Origin of the sequence: Sphingopyxis sp., assembly GCF_050725615.1 — a bacterium.
In the GTDB taxonomy this organism is placed as follows: domain Bacteria; phylum Pseudomonadota; class Alphaproteobacteria; order Sphingomonadales; family Sphingomonadaceae; genus Sphingopyxis.
Window position 1 is genome coordinate 1 of record NZ_JBOHHU010000080.1, and the last position, 19,298, is coordinate 19,298.

20 protein-coding genes are annotated in these 19,298 nt (G+C 67.1%); 4 read left to right on the plus strand and 16 right to left on the minus strand.

The window, feature by feature from the left end; genetic code table 11:
• Positions 1 to 28 precede the first annotated feature (28 nt).
• Positions 29 to 724: a pirin family protein gene (locus tag ACREB7_RS16295; protein ID WP_431593326.1), complete on the minus strand. Its 696-nt coding sequence runs from the start codon at positions 722 to 724 to the stop codon at positions 29 to 31.
• A 126-nt stretch (positions 725 to 850) separates the two neighbouring features.
• On the opposite strand from ACREB7_RS16295, the gene ACREB7_RS16300 reads away from it, so the two are divergent.
• Together ACREB7_RS16300 and ctrA are read left to right on the plus strand one after the other, a co-directional pair.
• Entirely contained in the window at positions 851 to 1,786 is a 936-nt protein-coding gene (locus tag ACREB7_RS16300) for a LysR family transcriptional regulator (protein WP_431593327.1), read from the plus strand.
• 198 nt (positions 1,787 to 1,984) lie between these two features.
• Positions 1,985 to 2,692 (plus strand): response regulator transcription factor CtrA, encoded by a 708-nt coding sequence (ctrA, locus tag ACREB7_RS16305; protein WP_431593328.1) that lies wholly within the window; start codon positions 1,985 to 1,987, stop codon positions 2,690 to 2,692.
• 88 nt (positions 2,693 to 2,780) lie between these two features.
• Here ctrA and ACREB7_RS16310 read toward each other — a convergent pair whose 3' ends face one another.
• The 15 genes from ACREB7_RS16310 to ACREB7_RS16380 all read right to left on the minus strand — a co-directional run bounded on the left by ACREB7_RS16310 (position 2,781) and on the right by ACREB7_RS16380 (position 16,615).
• A complete protein-coding gene (locus ACREB7_RS16310) occupies positions 2,781 to 2,936 on the minus strand; it encodes a hypothetical protein (protein ID WP_431593329.1) in 156 nt (51 codons plus the stop codon).
• 80 nt (positions 2,937 to 3,016) lie between these two features.
• Positions 3,017 to 3,451 (minus strand): PilZ domain-containing protein, encoded by a 435-nt coding sequence (locus ACREB7_RS16315; protein ID WP_431593330.1) that lies wholly within the window; start codon positions 3,449 to 3,451, stop codon positions 3,017 to 3,019.
• 122 nt (positions 3,452 to 3,573) lie between these two features.
• Positions 3,574 to 4,899, minus strand: coding sequence for a M28 family metallopeptidase (locus tag ACREB7_RS16320; RefSeq protein ID WP_431593331.1), 1,326 nt, complete (start codon positions 4,897 to 4,899; stop codon positions 3,574 to 3,576).
• Positions 4,900 to 4,949: 50 nt separating this feature from the next.
• Entirely contained in the window at positions 4,950 to 5,810 is an 861-nt protein-coding gene (locus ACREB7_RS16325; RefSeq protein WP_431593332.1) for a trypsin-like serine peptidase, read from the minus strand.
• The gene (locus tag ACREB7_RS16330; RefSeq protein WP_431593333.1) at positions 5,732 to 6,802 is read right to left on the minus strand and encodes a hypothetical protein; all 1,071 of its coding nucleotides are present in this window, start codon (positions 6,800 to 6,802) and stop codon (positions 5,732 to 5,734) included. The genes ACREB7_RS16325 and ACREB7_RS16330 overlap by 79 nt, the downstream gene beginning before the upstream one ends.
• A 171-nt stretch (positions 6,803 to 6,973) precedes the next feature.
• Entirely contained in the window at positions 6,974 to 7,540 is a 567-nt protein-coding gene (locus ACREB7_RS16335) for a hypothetical protein (RefSeq protein WP_431593334.1), read from the minus strand.
• Positions 7,541 to 7,734: 194 nt separating this feature from the next.
• Positions 7,735 to 8,298 carry a hypothetical protein gene (locus ACREB7_RS16340; protein ID WP_431593335.1) on the minus strand — a complete coding sequence of 188 codons (564 nt, stop codon included), beginning with the start codon at positions 8,296 to 8,298 and terminating at the stop codon, positions 7,735 to 7,737.
• A 178-nt stretch (positions 8,299 to 8,476) separates the two neighbouring features.
• Positions 8,477 to 9,319 carry a glycine zipper 2TM domain-containing protein gene (locus tag ACREB7_RS16345; protein WP_431593336.1) on the minus strand — a complete coding sequence of 281 codons (843 nt, stop codon included), beginning with the start codon at positions 9,317 to 9,319 and terminating at the stop codon, positions 8,477 to 8,479.
• 131 nt (positions 9,320 to 9,450) lie between these two features.
• Positions 9,451 to 9,939, minus strand: coding sequence for a GAF domain-containing protein (locus ACREB7_RS16350; RefSeq protein WP_431593337.1), 489 nt, complete (start codon positions 9,937 to 9,939; stop codon positions 9,451 to 9,453).
• A 16-nt stretch (positions 9,940 to 9,955) separates the two neighbouring features.
• Positions 9,956 to 11,068, minus strand: coding sequence for a hypothetical protein (locus ACREB7_RS16355; RefSeq protein WP_431593338.1), 1,113 nt, complete (start codon positions 11,066 to 11,068; stop codon positions 9,956 to 9,958).
• Positions 11,044 to 13,206, minus strand: coding sequence for a prolyl oligopeptidase family serine peptidase (locus ACREB7_RS16360; RefSeq protein ID WP_431593339.1), 2,163 nt, complete (start codon positions 13,204 to 13,206; stop codon positions 11,044 to 11,046). Before ACREB7_RS16360 ends, ACREB7_RS16355 begins: the two co-directional genes overlap by 25 nt.
• Positions 13,207 to 13,294: 88 nt before the next feature.
• Complete coding sequence (locus ACREB7_RS16365) at positions 13,295 to 14,950, minus strand: DUF4166 domain-containing protein (RefSeq protein WP_431593340.1); 1,656 nt, start codon at positions 14,948 to 14,950, stop codon at positions 13,295 to 13,297.
• A 10-nt stretch (positions 14,951 to 14,960) separates the two neighbouring features.
• Positions 14,961 to 15,371, minus strand: a complete 411-nt coding sequence (locus ACREB7_RS16370) for a thiol-disulfide oxidoreductase DCC family protein (protein ID WP_431593341.1) — start codon at positions 15,369 to 15,371, stop codon at positions 14,961 to 14,963.
• Positions 15,364 to 16,035 (minus strand): DUF4166 domain-containing protein, encoded by a 672-nt coding sequence (locus ACREB7_RS16375; protein WP_431593342.1) that lies wholly within the window; start codon positions 16,033 to 16,035, stop codon positions 15,364 to 15,366. Before ACREB7_RS16375 ends, ACREB7_RS16370 begins: the two co-directional genes overlap by 8 nt.
• A gap of 10 nt (positions 16,036 to 16,045) precedes the next feature.
• Positions 16,046 to 16,615 (minus strand): GbsR/MarR family transcriptional regulator, encoded by a 570-nt coding sequence (locus tag ACREB7_RS16380; RefSeq protein WP_431593343.1) that lies wholly within the window; start codon positions 16,613 to 16,615, stop codon positions 16,046 to 16,048.
• Between the two features lie 99 nt (positions 16,616 to 16,714).
• On the opposite strand from ACREB7_RS16380, the gene ACREB7_RS16385 reads away from it, so the two are divergent.
• A complete protein-coding gene (locus ACREB7_RS16385) occupies positions 16,715 to 17,446 on the plus strand; it encodes a hypothetical protein (RefSeq protein WP_431593344.1) in 732 nt (243 codons plus the stop codon).
• Between the two features lie 134 nt (positions 17,447 to 17,580).
• Entirely contained in the window at positions 17,581 to 19,164 is a 1,584-nt protein-coding gene (locus ACREB7_RS16390; protein ID WP_431593345.1) for an ABC-F family ATP-binding cassette domain-containing protein, read from the plus strand.
• The last annotated feature ends 134 nt before the right edge of the window (positions 19,165 to 19,298 follow it).

A 19,298-nucleotide genomic window follows, 5' to 3' on the forward strand; every position in this document is an offset into this window, starting at 1 on the left:
GGGGGGAGGCGGCGGCCCGGGGTTTCGTTCAGAGGCTGTCGACCAGCACCAACTCGGCGTCGTCGATCGCCTCGACCTCGATGTTGCCGACATCGCGGATCGCGATGCCGTCGCGCGGATCGGCGTCCTCGCCATTGACGCGGATGCGGCCCTTCGCGGCGACGAGATAGGCGTGGCGTCCGGCGCCGAGGTCGTAGGAGACCTTTTCGCCGGCGTTCACCGTTGCCGCCGCCACCCGGGCGTCGGCGCGGATCGGCAGGGCGTCGTCACCTTCGATGCCGCTCGCCAAGGTGACGAACTGGCCAGACCGGTCGGCCTGCGGGAACTGGCGGGCGCCCCAGCCGGGATTTCCGCCGTCACGGTCGGGCATGATCCAGATCTGGAACAAGGTGGTCGCTTCGTCCTCGAGGTTGAACTCGCTGTGCGTCACGCCGGTCCCGGCGCTCATCACCTGGACATCGCCCGCCGCGGTGCGGCCGGTGTTGCCCATGGAGTCGCGGTGCGTGATCGCGCCGCTGCGGACATAGGTGATGATTTCCATGTCGCGGTGCGGGTGCGGGGGAAACCCTGCCTGCGCCGCGATGGCATCGTCGTTCCACACGCGCAGCGCGCCCCAGCCCATGCGCTTGGGATCGTGGTAATTGGCGAAAGAAAAATGGTGGCGGGCGTCGAGCCAGCCGTGGTCGGCATGGCCGAGGCTGTCGAATTTGCGAATGTCGATCATCGCGTCGTCCTTTCGTTCCGGACCGCGGCGGGTGCCGGGGCCGTCTTGTTGAGGACAAGATAGTCATGGCGATCGTTTCCGAAATAGCGTAGATGGAAATCTATCGTTTCCAAACAGGGGCTATTGATGGCGCTTCCCGATTATGAAGGCTGGGCCTGTTTCGCCGCCGTCGCCGATGGCGGCAGCTTCACCGCCGCGGCGACGTCGCTCGGCCTGTCGAAGGCGAGCGTATCGAAGGCGGTGACGCGGCTCGAGGCATCGCTGGGTATCACCCTGCTCCATCGCAGCTCGCGCGTCGTCACGGTATCGACCGCGGGGACGGGGCTGCTCGGCGAGGCGCATGCGATGGTTGCCGCGGCGACCGCGGCCACCGAGGCGGCGCGGGGCGACCGCACCGACCTGGCCGGCCCGATCCGCCTCGCCGCGCCGATGAGCTTCGGCATCAAGGTGCTGGGCCGCCCGCTCGCGACCTTCCTCGAGATGCATCCCGCGGTCGAGATCGAGGTGATGCTGAGCGATGCGCGCCACGATGTCGTCGCCGAGGGCATCGACTTGGCGCTGCGCATCGCGAGCATGGAGGATTCGAGCCTGCTCGCGCGCACCATCGCGCCGGTCGCGGGCTCGGTGATCGCCAGCCCCGCCTATCTGGAAAAGCATGGCACCCCGCGCCACCCGCTCGACCTCGGCCGCCACCGGTTGATCGGGTACGGCCACCGCGAACGCGCGATGCCGCTGCGCTTCCACCGCGACGGCGAGGAGGCGACGGTGATCCCGACCGGGCCTTTGTTCACCAACAATGGCGACGTCATGATCCCCCTGCTGATCGCGGGCGGCGGCATCGCGGTGCTGCCCGACTTCATCTCGGAAGAGGCGCTGGTGAAGGGCGAGGTCGTGCGTATCCTGACCGACTGGTCGCTGCCGCAATCCTATCTTCACCTTCTTTCGCCACCATCGCGGCTGCGCCCGGCGCGGGTGAAGGCCCTGTCGGACCATCTGGTCGACACGCTCAAACGATCGTGCACCGGCGCGCATGCCGCGCATCTGGCGCTCGCTACGGGCTGAAATCGGCGCCCGCACTGTGGCATAAATACCCCGCGACTCGTGGATTCCTGCGGGTTAAATCAAAATTAACCTTTTCCCTTCATTGCTTTCATGGTTAACGTTCCGGCAGTCCCGCGAATGGGGTCGGTCCGGCACGATCAAGATGATCAGGCGGACGGGTCGCGGGGTCATCGTGGGAAACAGTCTAAGGGGTGCCCAATGCGCGTATTGCTGATCGAGGACGAGCCGACGACCGCCAAGGCGATCGACACGATGCTCACGACCGAAGGCTTCAACGTCTATACCACCGACCTGGGGGAAGAGGGCTTGGACCTTGGCAAGCTCTATGATTATGACATCATCCTGCTCGACCTGAACCTGCCCGACATGCACGGCTATGACGTGCTGAAAAAGCTCCGTACCGCCAAGGTGCAGACGCCGGTGCTGATCCTGTCGGGCATTTCGGAAATGGATTCGAAGGTGCGCTCGTTCGGCTTCGGCGCCGACGATTATGTCACCAAGCCGTTCCACCGCGACGAGCTGGTCGCCCGCATCCATGCGGTCGTCCGCCGCTCGAAGGGCCATAGCCAGAGCGTCATCAAGACCGGCAAGCTGGCGGTCAACCTCGACACCAAGACGGTCGAAGTCGACAGCACCCGCGTGCATCTGACCGGCAAGGAATATCAGATGCTCGAGCTGCTGAGCCTGCGCAAGGGCACGACGCTGACCAAGGAAATGTTCCTGAACCACCTGTACGGCGGCATGGACGAACCCGAACTCAAGATCATCGACGTCTTCATCTGCAAGCTGCGCAAGAAGCTCGCGCTGGCCTGTGAAGGCGAAAACTACATCGAGACCGTCTGGGGTCGCGGCTATGTGCTGCGCGACATCGACGACGAAGGCAATGAAGTGCGCCGCGTCGCCTGACGCCCGGCGCTCTTTTTCCTATCAGTTACACACGGGGGACCCGGCGCGGAGCGATCCGCGCCGGTTTTCCTTTGTGCGCCATACGAAATCAGGAGATCGAGTAAGCGGCGTCTTCCTGAAAGCCGTTGCTGATTGGGCCGCCGGCGGTCGCGCGCGAGGGAATGACCGACCGGATGGCGGGCGTCTGCCAGACCTTGTGCTTGCGCGGCTGGGCAGTCGGCTTGCGGTTTTGGTCCTTGATCATGGCGGGGGGCTCCATTGTTGGGGGGAAGAAAAAATGCCCTGACAACAATGCCGTGTCAACAAGGCCACTTTCGGGCGGCTCTACCGCTGCCGCCAGTCGCTTTTGCGGGGATCGATCGGCGTTGCGGCGCCGAGCGACAGGCCGGGGCGCTTGGCGACGACCCTGGGCGGCGGGACGATCCGGAATTCGATGCTGTTGTCGGCCGACGGGACGGTGCCGCCATGCGCGGAGCGCAGCTGGGCGATGCGGATTTCGCCGTCGGTCTCGATCCCGAACCGTTGGTCGCAGACCCAGCGCACCGTGCCCGCCATCGGCTCGTGACCGGGCAGGTGGACGGTGAGCCGCTCGCCATTTTGCAGGCTGTGCGGGCCCTGGCCCCCGATGCCGGTCTGCGACACGTTGCGCACCGTCACGTCGAAGCGGCCGAACCGCGCATTTTCAAGCGCCGCCTTCACCAGCCGCGACTGGCGCGGTTGGCGCTTTTCGGATGCAGAATTGTCTGCGGGATATGACATGCGCGACCCAATACAGGCCGCCGGGATCCCACTCCAGGCGACGATATTGGTCCCATCGCCCGCTATAGCGGCAGATGGTAAATATTCGGATAGCAGCGCGCTGCGGCGGCCCCGCTTTCGGCCTATTTTTGGGGCGGCAGACCGCCGAAGGTGACGATGCTTTCGGCGCCGTCGGCCGAGACCGCCGACACGCCGAAGAAATGATCGTCGATCTGCACGCTTTTCAACAGGATTTCGGTCGAATCGCCCGGCACGATCCGGCTGTCGGACCAGTCGCTCTTGTCGGCGCGGCGCCAGTGGACGCGATAGGCGGCGGCGTTCTGGACCGGCAACCAGGCGACCTTGGTGTCGGAGCTGACCGCACCGTCGATGCTGACGCTGGCGGGCGCGGGCGGCGCATCGGCGAGGGTGCGTGCCAGCGCGACGTTGAGCGCGGTTACCCGCGCCAGATAGGGAAAGTCCATCTCGTCGACCGTATCGCCATATTTGCGGCCATTTTCGGTGCGCAGATCCTGATGCTGATGATCATAATCCTCGACCCCGACGGTGAAGCGGATCGCCGGATAGCCGAGTTCGAGCGAGGGGAGGTGGTCGCCGCCGCGGCGAAAGCGGTCGGGGCGGCGCACCGCGAGCACCTCCAGCCCGATGGCCGGGTTCGCTTCGCCGGCGCGAACTGCGGCCTTGGCGAGCGCGCGCGACGGGCCGTCGTCCTCGCCGCCGATGCCGCGCCGCGCCAGCTGCGCCGCGAGATCCTCCGACGCACGAATGCCCTCGCTGAACACGCGGACGCGGTCGTCGACGATCGTGCCGTCGAGCCCATGGGTGCCGCCGACGATATCGTTGTTGAGCATCGCCGCGACCTGCCAGCCCTCGGTCTGCGCATGTCTGGCGAGCAGCTTGCCGCCCCACAGCCCCTGCTCCTCGCCCGACAGCAGCGCGAAGACGATCGTCGCGCGGTGCTTGTCCTTCGACAGCAGGCGCGCGGCTTCCAGCACCAGCGCGGTGCCCGATGCATCGTCGTTGGCGCCGGGGGCATCGCTGGTGAAATTCATCGGGTCGGTGACGCGGCTGTCGATATGCCCCGCGATCAGGATGACATGCGCGGGGTCGCCGCTACCCTTCTGGATCGCAAGGACATTTTCGACGATCACCCCGTCGGGCGCACGCGGTCCTTCGAAACGGTCGCTGATGCGCGACACCGTCAGGCAGCCGCCGCAGGCCTTGGAAATGCGCTCGAACTCGGCCGCGCCCCAGTTGCGTGCCGCGCCGATGCCGCGTTTGGGATCGGTCGCCGAGGACAAGGTGTGGCGGGTGCCGAAGGAGACGAGTTTCTCGACCGACGCCTTGAGCCGCGCGGGGTCGGCGGCGGGGGTGTCGTCCTTGGCGTGGGCGGGGGTGGCCAGCGAGGCGACCAGCAGCAGGGCGGCGAATATCGGGGATGACTTCATGCGCGCGATGGTGGCGGGTGCGAGCGGGGCTGGCAAGGGTGGTTCGAAGGCTAGATCGATCGGATCCAGTTGATTCGCTCGGTAGTCAGGCGCAGCGTACTATTGTGCGTCTTGGCGTGGGCGTCGGGATGGCTCTGACGTGCTCCGCGGCAGTGGACGCCGATCACCTTGTCGTTGCCTAAGGCGATCGCGAGCATCGGCGCGCCGCTTTGGCCGGCCCAAGTGTCGATCTCGGAATAGATTTGCGTCGGGCTGAGATACGCGATTTTTTGATTATGGGCATACATGACGCGTCCACGAAAGGCATCGGGCAGGTCGTTCACGCCATTTTCGCAATCCGCTCCGACGCACGTCGGATAGCCCGCGATCTCGACGGGCGCGCGTCGAATATCGGCGTCGCTGGCTGCCTCGAGCGTCAGATATTCGCCGATCACGACGCCGGGACCCGGCAATTTGACAACCGCCAGATCGTCTTCGTATCGATAGCTGTGCTGCCAGTCGCGAAAATAGGTCACGGCTGTTGGCGCGATCGGATGGCGACCAAGACGCTCATTGGTTGCTGTGCATTGGGGAATGACGACGCCCGTTTCGGAACGGAAATCGACGTCGTCGAGGACATGACCCGCGGTGACGACGCGCGTCGGGCTGATCAGGAATCCCGTCCCGCGCGACAAAACGGCTTCGCCGTTCGTCCTTTTATGCCCTTCGACATGAATTGCGCAGATCGCGGCGTAGGGAAAAGTTTCGACGGGCACTTCATCGCGGTCCTCGTTGCCGAAAACCTTGAAATAGATATCGGCGCCGCGAAGGATTTTTTCCCATTGGCGACCGTTCATGATCCGCTCGAACCGCAGGTGGTCGTCTTGGTGGTGCGGTGGACGTCCTTGAAGGCAACGGCTGGCGTTGCACAACGGATGGTTCCCGACCCGACGATGTCGCCCGTATCGGCTTTGGTTAGCCGCCAACTGGCCGTCACGCCGCCGCGCACGGTCAGGCCGTTAACGACCCCGATGGTGGTCCAGATATTGCTGCGGTTGGCCAATGACCCGCCCGCTTTGCCCTGCGCGACGCGAAGGACATAGGTTGTTCCCGGAACCAGGTTTTCCAATGGGATCGCCTGTTCGAGCAGGCTGGGTGCGCCGTCCTTTCCCGGTGCGGTAAGGCTGTCGGCCAGGGCCAGCGCGGCGTCAAGCTGGGCCTTTTGCACCGGGCTATCCTTGCATCGAGCCAAGGCATTGCGCGCCCCTTGTACCGGTGACGCAAGATCGGCAGCGAGCGTGCGGTTCGAAAACTGCCGTTCGGAAGGAATGAACCACCGTCCCATATTGGCGAGAGGAACCGAGGTGATGGCGTCCATCACGGCATCGCGGCCGTTGGTCACGACGATGCCGCTATATTTCGTGTCGGTCTTGACGGCGCCCAAGGCGGCTTGAGCCAATCCACCGAACGATGTGTCGATGCCGGCTTCGTTGCCCGAATCCCCACCCTTGTTGTCATTCGCCTTCTTGATCTTGCAAAGTGACTGATCGACACCCGCGACCTGATTTTTGATCAATTCGATCCGCGTTTTCACAACGTCCAGGGCCCGCAGGTCGATTTTTTCGGCGTCGGCGAGCGGGATCACCGTGATGCCGGTCATTCCGGCCGTCGCCGTATTGACCTTGCCGCGCACCGCCTCGCCCAGCGAGCCGAGCAGCATGTCCATCAGGAATGCGGCTTCCAACTCGCCTGCCTTGTCGCCGAGTTCGGTCTTCCCCTCCGCCGCCGTCAGGCCGAGATAGGCGAGCAGCGCGGTGTCCTCCTCGTCCGCCGCGAACGCCGCCGTCGGTGCCAGCGGCCCCGCGCACAGGCCGACCAGCGCCAACGCCGCCGATCGCCCGAAAAAAGATCTGGATATGGTCATGCTATCGCCCCCTGCTGCGCTGCGTTTGGGGCACTCTAGGCAAGCACGCGTAGCGCGCGGGGACGTAGGGCACCGTCCGGCTGTGATTTTTGTCACAGGGTGCGGACACAATAAACCCCGGAAGCCATGGGCTTCCGGGGTCGTTGCCGGCGTCAGGACGCCGTCGTGGGCTTAACGCAGGCCCGAGAAGCGGATGTCCTGCACGCGGCCGTAACGGATGTCGCAGCTGAACTTGCCCTGGTCGTAATAGCCGCCGCGGCCCCAGCGGCCGCCATAGCCGTCGCGGACGACGACGCGGCCGCGCACCTTGTAACCGTCGCGCTTGCGGTCGATGCTGGTCACCTGGGTGACGTCGGTGTTGCCATAGCGGCGGCTGCCGCGTTCGACCGCGCTGACGCACTGGTTCACCGCGCTGCGGCTGTTGCCATAGCGGTTATAGTCATAGCCATAGCCGTAGCGGGCGTCGTTGTCATAACGTCCGCCGCCGCGATAGCGGTCGTCGTAGCGACCATCATAGCGACCGTCGTAGCGGCCATAGCGATCGTAACGGTCATTGTCGCCGCTCGACAGGATCGCGGCGAGGCCGCCGAGGACGACTGCGCCGGCGATCACTTCGCCCGCGCTGATCCCGTCGCCGTCACGGTCGCGGTCGCGGGCCAGTGCGGGGGTGCTGCCGAGCAACATTGCGCCGGCGGTGGCCGCACCGACTGCGGCCTTGGTCATTTTGGTCATAGCCATGGTTCGGTCTCCTTCAACGCAGGGGGCATAAATCGCCGCCTGTTGATTCGGGTATAGAAGGAGGGGGGTGTCGCGGGTCTGAACCCCCTGCTTATCTTGGGTTCAGACTCGGTTTAGCGGGGGTTCAGGTGGAAAGGAAAAGGGCCCCGCCACCCGTGGGTGACGAGGCCCTCTGCAAATCGCTGAGGCGCAGGTCAGCCGCCGAAGTTGACGTCGATCACCCGGCCGTTGCTGTAGCTGCAACCAAAGCTGCGGGTATCGCCGCCGGAGCGCGATGCGGTGCCGGTGACGTACCAGCCCCCATTGTTCGGCACCGTGTCGTCGACCCGGTCGACGCGGGCGCCTTCGCCCATTTCGGCCTCGACCGCCCAGCTGCACGCGTCGGCGGCACGGGTCTCGGTCGCGCCGCCGCTATAGGCGCCGCTGCGGCCGTCATCGCTCCGGCCATAGGCGCCATTTCCGGGGTCGCCGCCATTGTCCGGTTCGTAGCGCGGAACCTCGCGATAATTGTCGTCGGGATAGGGCGGGTCGTAGCGCGGCTCGCGGCGGTTGTCCTTGTCCTTGCTCGCGGCGCTCGCGATCGCCGCAATCGCGCCGATCACGAACAGGCCGCCGAGCACTTCGCCGGTGCTGATATGGTCGCGGTCGCGATAGCCCCAGCCGCCGTAGCGGTGGCGCGCTTCGGCGGGAACGGCGCTCAGCCCGACCGAGGTGATGACGACGGCGGCGGCGGCGGTGAAACTGGTGAAACGACGCATCGAGGATCCTTCCCCAAGCGCGGGGTCCGCCCATCGCGGCCCGCAATCATCGCGCCATAGGACCGCGATGCTTTCGCGCCGCTGAACCGTTAGCCTCGCACGACGAAGCGTTGGCGGGCAGCAAAAGGCCCGCCGTTCCGGTCGGAAGGCGGGCCCTCTGGCCTGGCTGGTCCGTGGCTCAGCAGGCGCAGCGCGGCTTGGGCCGGGGCTTCCACTTTTTCTTGGCGACATAGCGCTTCCGGACCGGGACATTTTCATAATAGGTGCGGGTCGTCGTCTCGACGCTTTCGGTCACCACCGGCGCGCCCGTGGTGATGATCGTCGTCACGACGACGCCCGGGGTGTAATAGCCGTAACCATAACCACCCTGCTGATAAACCGTCGTCCCGCCCTGGCCATAATAGCCGCCGCCCTGATAATAGCCGCCACCGTGATGATAGGCGGTGCGGCGGCTGTGCCAGGCGTCGCAGCGCTTGCGGTCGGCGTCGCTGCCGATCGCGCCGCCCGCGACCGCGCCCAGCGCGCCGCCGATCAGCGTGCCTTCGGTGCGGTTGCCGCGCCCCGCGATGCGGTTGCCGGCGATGCCCCCCACGACGCCTCCGACAACCGCACCGCCGACCGTGCCCCCCCGGCCACAGCGGCGTTCCATGTCTTCATCATAGCGCGCGTCATATCCGCCGCGCTCATCATAATAGGGATCGTAAGCGGGCGGGGGCGCATAGCTGGTGCCCGCGCCCTCGACCGTGCCTTCATAGCGGCCGTCGTAGCGGCGGCCATCGGGCGTTTCATAGGTGCCGTCCCAGGTGCCCGTCCAGCGGCCCTCGGCATCATAGGTGCCATTGACCTGGCGATAATCGACTTCGCTCGGCACGCGGTCGGGATAGCCGGTATAGACGCGCGTATCGGGGGCGCTGGGTGCGCCATAGTCGAGGCGGGGCTTGGGGTCGCCATGACCGGCGTGCGCCTGGCCTGCGAGCAGCAGCGATCCGGCGGCCAGCCCGAGAAGAATTGCAGTGCGCATGGCGTAACTCCCTGTTTCCTTGGCCCTCGTCGGGGACGGCGAGGGCCATTGGTTAACAGTCTGTTTAGCAAATGCGGCGCTTTTCGGCGAATCTGTTTACCTTGACGATTTTGTCCCGATTTGGGGCAGATTCAACCCGCGAGCGCGGCCGCGATCCGCGCAACAAGCGCCTCGGCGCCCGCCTGGTCTTCGACCGTGAAGCGCGACGGCAAGGGGCTGTCGAGGTCGAGAACGCCGACGAGTCGGTCTTCGACGACGATCGGCACCACCAGTTCGCTGCGGCTGTCGGCGTCGCAGGCGATGTGACCGGGAAAAGCATGGACATCCTCGACTCGCTGGGTCGCGCGCAGCCGCGCGGCGGCGCCGCACACGCCCTTGACCAGCGGGATGCGGATGCAGGCGGCCTTGCCCTGGAAGGGGCCGAGCACCAGTTCGGTGCCGTCGAAGCGGTAAAATCCCGCCCAATTGAGATCGGGGATCGCCTGCCAGATCAGCGCCGCGACATTGGCCATATTGGCAATGCCGTCGGGTTCGCCCGCGACCAGCGCTTCGGCGGCGGCGCCCGCCTCGGCCCAGAGCGCGTCGGTGTCGGTGGCGGTAAAGGCGAGGGCATCGGACATCGAAGGGACTTTCGGGTCAGGCAGGACAGCGCGGTACGGCGATCGGCATCGCCGGCGCGTCGCCGCGCCAGCTCAGGCGGAAGATCACATATTGGGCCGCATGGTCCGAAAGAACAGGGCCATTTTTGCCGTCGAACAGGGTTGCGACGACAAGCGGCTCGACTTTCATCGCCGCCGACGCGCGATAACCGAGCAGGTCATAGGCGTCGGTCCAGGCCCGGATGTCGGTCATCGGCGCGGCGCGCGCGGCGAGGCCGGGGCCTTTGGCGGCGAGATGAAAGGCGGGATCGGCGGCGAAGTGGCCGCGCTTGTCGCCCGCGCGGTAATTGTTGAAATCGCCCGCCGCGATCAGCGCGCCCTTGTCGCCGAAAGCCGCAAGCAGGGCGTCATTCTCCTGCGTCTGGAGGACGTGCGAGGCCTCGACACGGGCAATGCCGACCTTGGCGGGTTCGCGCGAATTGCGGTGGGTGTTGAACAGGGTGAGCGTCTCGGGCGCGCCGGGGATGGCGATGCGCAGCGCCAGCCCGCCCTTGTTCGACAGGCAGTCGTAACCGGCGCAGCTGTCGGCGCCAAAGGCGTCGCGCGCTTGGTCGATCACGGGCAGGTCGGTCGCGATATAAAGGCCGCCGTCGAGCCATTTGCCGATACCCTCGCCCTTCCACCACCGGGCGGCGTCGGCAAAGCGGGCGGGCGGCGCTGCGGCGGGGAACTGGCGCTTGTCGTCCCGCGCGGGGCCGGGGAGGATCGCGCGATAGCCGGCGGCGGTCGTGACGCGCGAGGCTTCGGGCGTGAACGCCTTGTGCAGGATCAAAACGTCGGGGCCGAGGCCGGCCTTGCGGCGCTTGGCGATCCAGTCGGCGATGCGGTCCAGCTTCGCCTCGCGGCCGCTGCGGATCGGCCAGGGCAGGCCTTCGACGTTCCAGAGCAGCACGCGCAGCCGCACCGCCTTGCGGCCGTCTGCGAGCGTTTCGACCCTCGGCAGCGCTCCGGGATCGTAGCAGTCGGCCAGCCGCTCGACGTGCGCCGCGCGCCCGTCGGGCAATATGGCCCAGACCGCCGCCACCAGTCCGAGCAGGATGGTGGCGGTGATCGCGGGCCAGCGCCTTACTGGACGCTCAGCCCGGTCCATTTGGCCGCAAAGGCATATTTGTCGGCGGCTTCGGCGATGATCTTGTCGGTCGGCTTGCCCGAGCCATGGCCGGCGCGCGTTTCGATGCGGATCAGGTGCGGCTTGTCGCCGGCATGGGCGTGCTGGAGCGCGGCGGTATATTTGAAGCTGTGCCCCGGCACGACGCGGTCGTCGGTGTCGGCGGTGGTCACCAGCACCGCGGGATAGGCGGTGCCGTCCTTGATATTATGATAGGGCGAGTAACCGAGCAGGGTCTTGAAATCGCCCTCCTTCGACGGATAGCCATAGTCATCGACCCAATAACGACCGGCGGTGAAACGGTCGAAACGCAGCATGTCCATCACGCCCACGGCGGGCAGCGCGGCGGCGATCAGATCGGGGCGCTGGTTGGTCACCGCGCCGACGAGCAACCCGCCGTTCGAGCCGCCCTCGATCGCGAGCTGGCCCTTGCCGGTGATCCCTTGCGCGATCAGATATTCGCCCGCGCCGATGAAATCGTCGAAGACATTCTGCTTCTTGTCGAGGCGGCCGGCGTCGTGCCATGCCTTGCCATATTCGCCGCCGCCGCGCAGGTTCGCGATCGCCAGCACGCCGCCCTTGTCGACCCAGGCGAGCCGGGTGGGCGAGAAGCCCGGGGTCATCGACACGTTGAAGCCGCCATAGCCATAAAGCAGCGTTGGCGAGCCCTTGCTGCGGTCGAGGCCCTTTTTCATCACCAGGAACATCGGCACCCGAGTGCCGTCCTTCGAGGTGTAGAAACGCTGCTCGACGGTGAAGTCGTCGGGTTTGAAGGTCAGCTTCGGCTCGGCGAAAATCTCGCTTTTGCCCGTCGCCGTGTCGAGCCGATAGATGGTCGTCGGGCGGGCATAGCTGGAGAAGCTGTAGAAGGTTTCGGGGTCGGCCGACTTGCCGCCGAAGCCCGACGCCGAGCCGATATCGGCGAGCTGGATGTTCGCGACCGGCTTGCCGTCGAGCGCCACCATCCGCGCCTCCGACTTGGCGTCGCCGAGGTAGGAGAGGATGATGCGGTTGCCGACGCGCGAGGCGCCGACCAGCGTCCCCACCTGCTCGCCGACGAGCTGGGTCAGCGCATGGGGCTTTTTGATGTCCATCGACACCAGCCGCTGGCGCGGCGCGCCCTTGTTGGTGAGGAAGGTGAAGCGGGTGCCGGTGTTGGTGACATATTCCCAGTTGTTCGCGAAGTCGTTCACCAGCGTGATCGGCTTGCCCGCGCCCTTCGGTCCGATCGGATAGAGCGTCAGGCCATAGCGTTCGTCGGTGCCTTCCGACCCGACGACGAGCAGATATTTGCCGTCGTCGGTCACCACCGCGCTGTTGTTCAGCTTGGGCTTGTCGGGGGTCGCGTGGATCAGCACGTCGGCGCTCTGCGGGGTGCCGAGCTTGTGGAAATAGACCGCGTGATTTTCGTTGAGCGACTGGAACGCCGCGCCCTCGGCGGGCTCGGGGAAGCGTGAATAATAGAAGCCGCTGCCGTCCTTGGCCCAGTCGAGCGCCGAGAATTTCACCCAGCGTATCTCGTCGGGCAGGTCCTTGCCGGTCGCGACGTCCATGACGCGGACGATGCGCCAGTCGGTGCCCCCGTCCTGCACCGAATAGAGCAGGTTCTTGCCATCCTCCGACGGGGTCCATTCGGCGAGCGCGGTCGCGCCGTCCTTGGCCCAGCCATTTGGATCGATCAGGGTGCGGCCTTCGCCCTTCAGCCCCTCGCGCACGAACAGCACCGACTGCGGCTGCAACCCGTCGTTGCGGGTGTAGAAATAGCGCGTCCCCGCCTTGCGCGGCAGGCCGAAGCGTTCGTAATTATACAGCTCGGTCATCCGCGCCTTGAACGCATCGCGGCCGGGCAGCGTGTCCAAATAGGCGTCGGTGACCTTGTTCTGGTCGGCGACCCAGGCCGCGACCTTCGGGTTGACGCGGACATCATCCTCCAGCCAGCGATAGGGGTCGGCGACGTCGACGCCGAACTGCGGATCGACCGTCGTCCCGCGCTCGGTCGCGGGATAGGTCAGCGCGTCGGCTTTTGTTGCGGTTGCGACATCCTCCGCAGCCTGCACGGCGGCGGGCGTCATAAACAGGGCGACCAGCGCCAGCGGCGCGGACAGGGCGTTACGGGACATGGCAAGGCAACCTCATCGACTGGGGGGAAATTATTGTGCGCGCCAATGTAAGCATCGGCATGCGGCGGGCAAGCGGATTCGGGCCCGGTCATCCCGGTTCGAGCATGCCCCGATAGGCGACCACCAGCCCCGCGAGCGGCAGGCGGATGTCGACGTCGAAGCGGAATTTGCCGTCGGCATCGGTCTCGAAACTGGGGCCCGAGGGCATCAGGACGCGTGGCATCGGCACGCCGAAGAGCGACCAGCGGCGCGGCACGAGCCGCAGCCGGTCGCCGTCGACGACGAGCGCCATTGCGAAGGCGGCGGGGCCGAAGCGTTCGACGAGCAGGCGGCCGTTGCGGCCCGTGCCTTCGTGCTGGAGCGACGAGAATTTGCGGCCGCCGAAGTCGCGCGTCCAGCGCTCTCCGCCCGCTTCGGGGGCGAAGGTCACGGTCACCGGCACCGCCTCGGCCGCCCCGGGGAAACCGATGATCGCCGCGGCGAGGCGGGCGAGCGGGTTGGTTCCGCGGCGCACCGCGGCATGCCCGTGCCACCGTCGCGGGGCTTCGCTGGCATGGAGTTCGCGCACGCGTGGCGGCAGCGTGTCGAAGGCCGGGCCGAGGATGCGGCGGTAGAAGGGCGCGCCGGGTTCCTCGCTGCGGAAGCCGGTATCGATCGAACGCGGAGCGAACAGCGCCTCGAAATCGGCGAGGTCGAGGGCGCCGGCCGACGAGCGCGCGCCGGCGGCCGGCCGTTCGTCCTTCCGCAATTTGCGGACGATCGCCTCGATCGCCATCGACGGGATATAGGGCCCGTCATCGCCCTCGGCGAGCAAGTGCCAGCTTCGTTCGACCGGCTGGCCGTCCGCGGTTCCGCGCACGCGCAGGAACATGCCGCCGCGATGCTCGCCTAACTTCATCCGGTTGAGCACCCAATAGAAGAGCGGCGACAGCGGTTCGAGCGAGGGCAGGCGGAGCGCCGCGCGCGCCTTGGCGAGCAGGTTCAATATGCGGTGGAGGATTTCGGGCACCGGGCCCGCGCCCATCCAGATGTCGTCGATCCCCGGATATTGGCGCGGCAGCACCTGCAGGTCGGGGACGTCGACGAGCGAGAAATGGATGTTGCGCAGCGGCAGCCGCCCCGGCACCGCGACGGTGTATCGCAAGCTTTCGGCGAGGCCGGTGCCGTGCGCGTCCTTGCCGCCGCGCCGCAGCTTCACCGGCGACCCGGCATAGCCGACGACCGCGCGCATGACGTTGAGCCCGATGCCGGCATAGGGCGACGGCGCGATGCCGCCCTCGACGCTGCGGATCTCCATCGTCCTTGCCATCTCGCGCAGCACCGCAGCGGTCAGCGCGGGGAAGCTGCTGACCCCCGACAGGACAAAGACGCCCGCCGCCCTGGCCGCCGCATCGAAGCGGTCGACGCCGAAGACGAAATCGGCGCCGTCGGCGAAGTCGAGATAATCGACCTTGGCCGCGATGCACGCCTCGATCACGCGATAGGCGTCGGCGCCATAATCCTGGAACGGGCCCGAGGCATCGACGACGAGGTCGGGCCGATGCGCGGCGAGCGCGTCGGCGATGTCGCGGCGGTCGAGTTGCAACGGGAGGACGCGTGCTTGCCCCTCATACGCCGCGCACCAAGCCCCGGCGCGCTGGCGGTCGCGACCGGCGATCAGCAGGTCGAGGTCGGCGCAATCGGCGAGCAGCTCGGCGAGGCGCCCGCCGAAGACGCCATAGCCGCCGAGGATCAGGATTTTCATTTGGGGTCTTTCACAGGATGCGGGCGCGATATTCGGGCGGCGCGACCCAGCAGGTCTCGCGCTTGCCGAGCAGGCGGTACCGGTTGCGCGCGACCCAGCGATAGGCCGGATCGCGGAGGGCCGTCGGGACCAGCCGGAAGAAGCTCAGCAGTCGCCAGGGCAGGCCGAGCGCTTCATAGATTGAGAGCACCGCATCGCTGTCGCGGCGGACATGATCGCCCTCGACGATCAGCATGCTCACCGGGTCGTGCGGGTCGATACCATGCGCGCGGCAAAGCGCCGCGCCGGCCGCGCCCTGAATCGACGCCAGCCGGAAATGTCCCGCCCTGTCGCGGCGCAGCACGAACTGTGCATTGGCCGAACAGAGGATGCATTCGGCGTCGAAGAGGATGATCGGGCCGTCGGGGGCGGGGTCAGCCATCGCGGAACAGCCCGTGCTGATTGACCAGTTCGCCGAGCCGGTTGTGCGTGACCTTGAGGTCGAAGGCGAAGCGGCCGCTGCCCAGATGCTGGTGCGTCACCACCGTCACGCCGGGCGTCGCCCAGCCGGGCAGGCGAAACCGGAAACGCCCGGCCTGCCAGAAATAATGGTCGGAGGCGAAGACCAGCGCGTCGGCCTCGGCGCGCACGGTCAGCGCCATGCCGAAGCCGCGGCCGATATGCTCCTCCAGCCCCGTCGGCCCGGCGAAACTCTTGGCGCTGTGGATCACCTGCGGATGGCCCGCCTTCCGGCCGTAGAGCCGCGTCCAGACTTGCCCGCCGCTGCGGCGGTCTTCGCTCACCGCGACGGCGGCCGGGGCGGGGCCGCTGGCGGCGAGGGGAAGCGGCGCACCGATCAGGCGGCAAAGCTGGGCGAGGAGCCAGCCGGCGCGGGACAGGCGCGTCCAGACGATCTCGCCACTATAGGCCGCGACCGCCTGCCCTGTCAGTCGCTTGGAAAAGCGGCGCTGTACATCGCCCGGCAGTGCGTCCCAGTCGGCGCGCGCGACGAGGCGGCGAAAGCGATAGTCGTAGAGCGTGTCGTCATCGCGCGCGGACGGGGCGGGGGCCGTTTCGACCGGTTCGCGTTGCGCTCCGTCCCACATCGTCGCTCTCCTATTGCTTGCCCTTGCCGGGCCGCCAGCCCAACAGCTTCGTCACCCCGGCGCCGAGCTTGATCAGCCGCATCAGCGCGGGTTTGGGAACCTGCAGCATCTCGTCGTGCCAGCAGCTCATCGTCGTCACGAAATCGAGCATGTCGGCGAGCCGCGCCTTGGCGCCGTCGCTGAGGTCGGGATCGTGCGCGGCGCGCGCGACGCACGCCTTGAGTGCGGCCTCGGCGGGATCGACCTCGCGCGCCTTGCGGCCGGCGGCGATGCGCGTCACCATTTCCCAGATGTCGGTCTCGGCGGCAAAATGATCGCGGCGGTCGCCGAGTACCGGCACCCGGCTGATCAGCCGCCAGCCGAGCAGTTCCTTGATCGAGTTGGAGACGTTCGAGCGTGCGAGCCCGAGCAGGTCGGCGATCTCCTCGGCATGGAGCGGGCGGTCCGACACGAAAAGCAAGGCATGGATCTGCGCCACCGAGCGGTTGACCCCCCATTGCCCGCCGAGATTGCCCCAATGGAGGATGAACTCGGTCGCCGCCGGAGACAGTTTCGATCCATGTTCGATAATTTCTGTCATAACAGAAATAATAGTCATAACAGGAAGAATGTCAATATTGCGATCGGGAGGCGAAGGCGGCTAAAAGGGCGGCGGGTCGCTCCGGAGGGGTGGAGCTTTATGCGGACATGGATGGCGGCGGCGTTGCTGACGGCAGCGTCGATCGGTGCGGGCGCGCCGGCTGCGACGGCGATGCAGGCCGATAGCGCGGCGGGCGAGGCCGAAGTGCTGGCGATCGGGCAGATGGTGTCCGACGCCTTCGATCTCGACTATCGCACCCAGAAGGATGCGATCCGCGACGCCTTCATCCGGATCGAGGCGCGCGCCAAAGCGTCGGGCGGGCGCTTCGCATCGGATCCCGAGACCGCGATGCAGTTGCGTTCGCTGCAGGGCGTCGGGGCTTTCTATGCAGCGCAGCACAATGACCCCGACTATGGCGATGTCGCGGGCCAGCAGCAGGAAATCGCCTGGCTCGACGAAACGGTCCGCATGCTCGGCCCGGTGCTCGAGGCGCGGAACGGCGAGGGCGAGCATTATGAATTTCGCGGCGCGGCGGGCCAGTTGTTCGACCAGGGACTGCGCTTCGGCGATCCGCGGCTGCCCGAATGGTCGGCGATGCGGGTGCAGGCGAACCGGTACCGGGTGAAGGCGATCCCCGACGATTGGTTCGAAAAGGTCCTGCTCGCCGAAGCGCTCTACGATCATGGCTGGCTGACCAAAAACCAGGCGCTGACCGACGAGGCCAACCGGATCGCCGCGACCGTTCCGGAAGACGAGATGCGCGGTTCGCTGCGGCGCAAGCGCGACGCGGTCGCGGCGGGCGAGGCGCCCTATCACCAACCGGGCGATTGATCGTCCGGCGCGCGCGGGTTGCGGCGGCGGCCCGCGCGCCCTATGCTAGCCGCCTGATTTCACAAGAAGAGTAGCCGTCATGGATTTCATCGCCAAGTCATCGCCCCAAAGCCTTGTCTTGCAGGATGTTTCCCATGCCCTCGATCACCCTCTCGAATCTTCACTACAGCACGCCTGACGCGCAGCCGCTGTTTGCCGGTCTCGACCTCGGCTTTGCCGCCGAGCGGACCGGGCTCGTCGGACGCAACGGGGTGGGCAAGACCAGCCTGCTGCGTCTGATAACCGGCGACATCGCGCCGCAGGCGGGGAGCGTCGCGGTGTCGGGCACGCTCGCGACGCTGCGCCAGAGTGTGCAGCCGCAGCCGGGCGAGACGATCGCCGACCTGTTCGGGGCGCGCGCGGCGCTGGCGCTGCTCGCGCGTGCCGAGGGGGGAGAGGTGAGCGCCGAAGAACTCGCCGACGCCGACTGGATGCTCGAAAGCCGGATCGAGGAGGCGCTGGCGCGTGTCGGGTTGGCGATGGTGCCCGATACGCCGCTCGTCGGCCTGTCGGGCGGCCAGCGCACCCGCGCGGCGCTGGCGGCGGCGATCCTTGCCGCGCCCGATTTCCTGTTGCTCGACGAACCGACGAACAATCTCGACCGCGAGGGGCGCGAGGCGGTGCGTGCATTGGTCCGCGACTGGCGCGGCGGGATGATCGTCGTCAGCCACGATCGCGAATTGCTCGAGGAGATGGACGCGATCGTCGAACTGACGTCGCTTGGCGCGGCGCGCTATGGCGGGGGTTGGAGCGCCTATCGCGCGCGCAAGGATGCCGAACTGGCGCAGGCCGAGCAGGGGCTCGCCGATGCCGGGCGTCACGCCGCGCAGGTGGCGCGCGAGATCCAGAACGCGAGCGAGCGGCAGGCGCGCAAGGACAAGGGCGGGCGCAAGAAGGCGGCGAAGGGCGACATGCCGCGCATCCTGGTCGGCGCGCTGAAACGCCGTGCCGAGGAGACGGCGGGCGCGGGCGCGCGACTGGCCGAACGCAAGCGCGGCGAGGCCGGCGAGGCGCTGGCGGCGGCGCGCGCGAAGGTCGAGATATTGCAGCCGCTGGCGGTGAGCATCGCGCCGAGCGGGCTGGCGGCGAACCGGGCCGTGGTCGAGGTCGAGGCGGTGTCGGCGGGTTATGAACCGGGCGCGCCTGTGATCGATGGGCTGTCGTTCGTGATGACGGGCCCCGAGCGGGTCGCGGTGACGGGGGCGAACGGGTCGGGCAAGTCGACTTTGCTCGCGCTGCTTACCGGTCGGCTGGCGCCATGGGTGGGACGGGTCAAGGTGGTGGCCGAGCATGCGATGCTCGACCAGAGCGTGTCGCTGCTCGATCCCGCGCAATCGATCCGCGACAATTTCCGGCGGCTGCATCCCGAAACGGGTGAGAAGGAGTGCCGTGCGGCGCTGGCGCGGTTTCGGTTCCGGGCCGATGCGGCGCTGCAGCTCGTCGGTACGCTGAGCGGCGGTCAGATGCTGCGCGCCGGGCTGGCGTGCACTTTGGGCGCTCCGCAGCCGCCGCTCCTGCTGATCCTCGACGAGCCGACCAACCATCTCGACATTGATTCGCTGGAAGCGGTCGAGGCGGGGCTGCGCGGCTATGACGGCGCGCTGCTGGTGGTGAGCCACGATGCGGCGTTTCTCGACGCGATCGGGGTGGCGCGACGGGTGGAGCTTGGTGATGGCTGATGGCGGTTTCGGGGTGGGAAGCGGACGTGGCTCTCCCCTCCCGCAGGCGGGAGGGGTTGGGGGTGGGCCAGCAGCGTTGCGGTCTGCCCACCCCGCTGCGACTAGGGCGCAAGCGCCCAAGTCTCGCTGCCCCT

What these genes read in the sequence shown, in the direction of transcription:
- ACREB7_RS16295 (WP_431593326.1), bottom strand. Translation starts at nt 724, where the DNA reads ATGATCGACATTCGCAAATTCGACAGCCTCGGCCATGCCGACCACGGC.
- ACREB7_RS16300 (WP_431593327.1), top strand. Translation starts at nt 851, where the DNA reads ATGGCGCTTCCCGATTATGAAGGCTGGGCCTGTTTCGCCGCCGTCGCC.
- ctrA (WP_431593328.1), top strand. Translation starts at nt 1,985, where the DNA reads ATGCGCGTATTGCTGATCGAGGACGAGCCGACGACCGCCAAGGCGATC.
- ACREB7_RS16310 (WP_431593329.1), bottom strand. Translation starts at nt 2,936, where the DNA reads ATGATCAAGGACCAAAACCGCAAGCCGACTGCCCAGCCGCGCAAGCAC.
- ACREB7_RS16315 (WP_431593330.1), bottom strand. Translation starts at nt 3,451, where the DNA reads ATGTCATATCCCGCAGACAATTCTGCATCCGAAAAGCGCCAACCGCGC.
- ACREB7_RS16320 (WP_431593331.1), bottom strand. Translation starts at nt 4,899, where the DNA reads ATGAAGTCATCCCCGATATTCGCCGCCCTGCTGCTGGTCGCCTCGCTG.
- ACREB7_RS16330 (WP_431593333.1), bottom strand. Translation starts at nt 6,802, where the DNA reads ATGACCATATCCAGATCTTTTTTCGGGCGATCGGCGGCGTTGGCGCTG.
- ACREB7_RS16335 (WP_431593334.1), bottom strand. Translation starts at nt 7,540, where the DNA reads ATGGCTATGACCAAAATGACCAAGGCCGCAGTCGGTGCGGCCACCGCC.
- ACREB7_RS16340 (WP_431593335.1), bottom strand. Translation starts at nt 8,298, where the DNA reads ATGCGTCGTTTCACCAGTTTCACCGCCGCCGCCGCCGTCGTCATCACC.
- ACREB7_RS16345 (WP_431593336.1), bottom strand. Translation starts at nt 9,319, where the DNA reads ATGCGCACTGCAATTCTTCTCGGGCTGGCCGCCGGATCGCTGCTGCTC.
- ACREB7_RS16350 (WP_431593337.1), bottom strand. Translation starts at nt 9,939, where the DNA reads ATGTCCGATGCCCTCGCCTTTACCGCCACCGACACCGACGCGCTCTGG.
- ACREB7_RS16355 (WP_431593338.1), bottom strand. Translation starts at nt 11,068, where the DNA reads ATGGACCGGGCTGAGCGTCCAGTAAGGCGCTGGCCCGCGATCACCGCC.
- ACREB7_RS16360 (WP_431593339.1), bottom strand. Translation starts at nt 13,206, where the DNA reads ATGTCCCGTAACGCCCTGTCCGCGCCGCTGGCGCTGGTCGCCCTGTTT.
- ACREB7_RS16365 (WP_431593340.1), bottom strand. Translation starts at nt 14,950, where the DNA reads ATGAAAATCCTGATCCTCGGCGGCTATGGCGTCTTCGGCGGGCGCCTC.
- ACREB7_RS16370 (WP_431593341.1), bottom strand. Translation starts at nt 15,371, where the DNA reads ATGGCTGACCCCGCCCCCGACGGCCCGATCATCCTCTTCGACGCCGAA.
- ACREB7_RS16375 (WP_431593342.1), bottom strand. Translation starts at nt 16,035, where the DNA reads ATGTGGGACGGAGCGCAACGCGAACCGGTCGAAACGGCCCCCGCCCCG.
- ACREB7_RS16380 (WP_431593343.1), bottom strand. Translation starts at nt 16,615, where the DNA reads ATGACAGAAATTATCGAACATGGATCGAAACTGTCTCCGGCGGCGACC.
- ACREB7_RS16385 (WP_431593344.1), top strand. Translation starts at nt 16,715, where the DNA reads ATGCGGACATGGATGGCGGCGGCGTTGCTGACGGCAGCGTCGATCGGT.
- ACREB7_RS16390 (WP_431593345.1), top strand. Translation starts at nt 17,581, where the DNA reads ATGCCCTCGATCACCCTCTCGAATCTTCACTACAGCACGCCTGACGCG.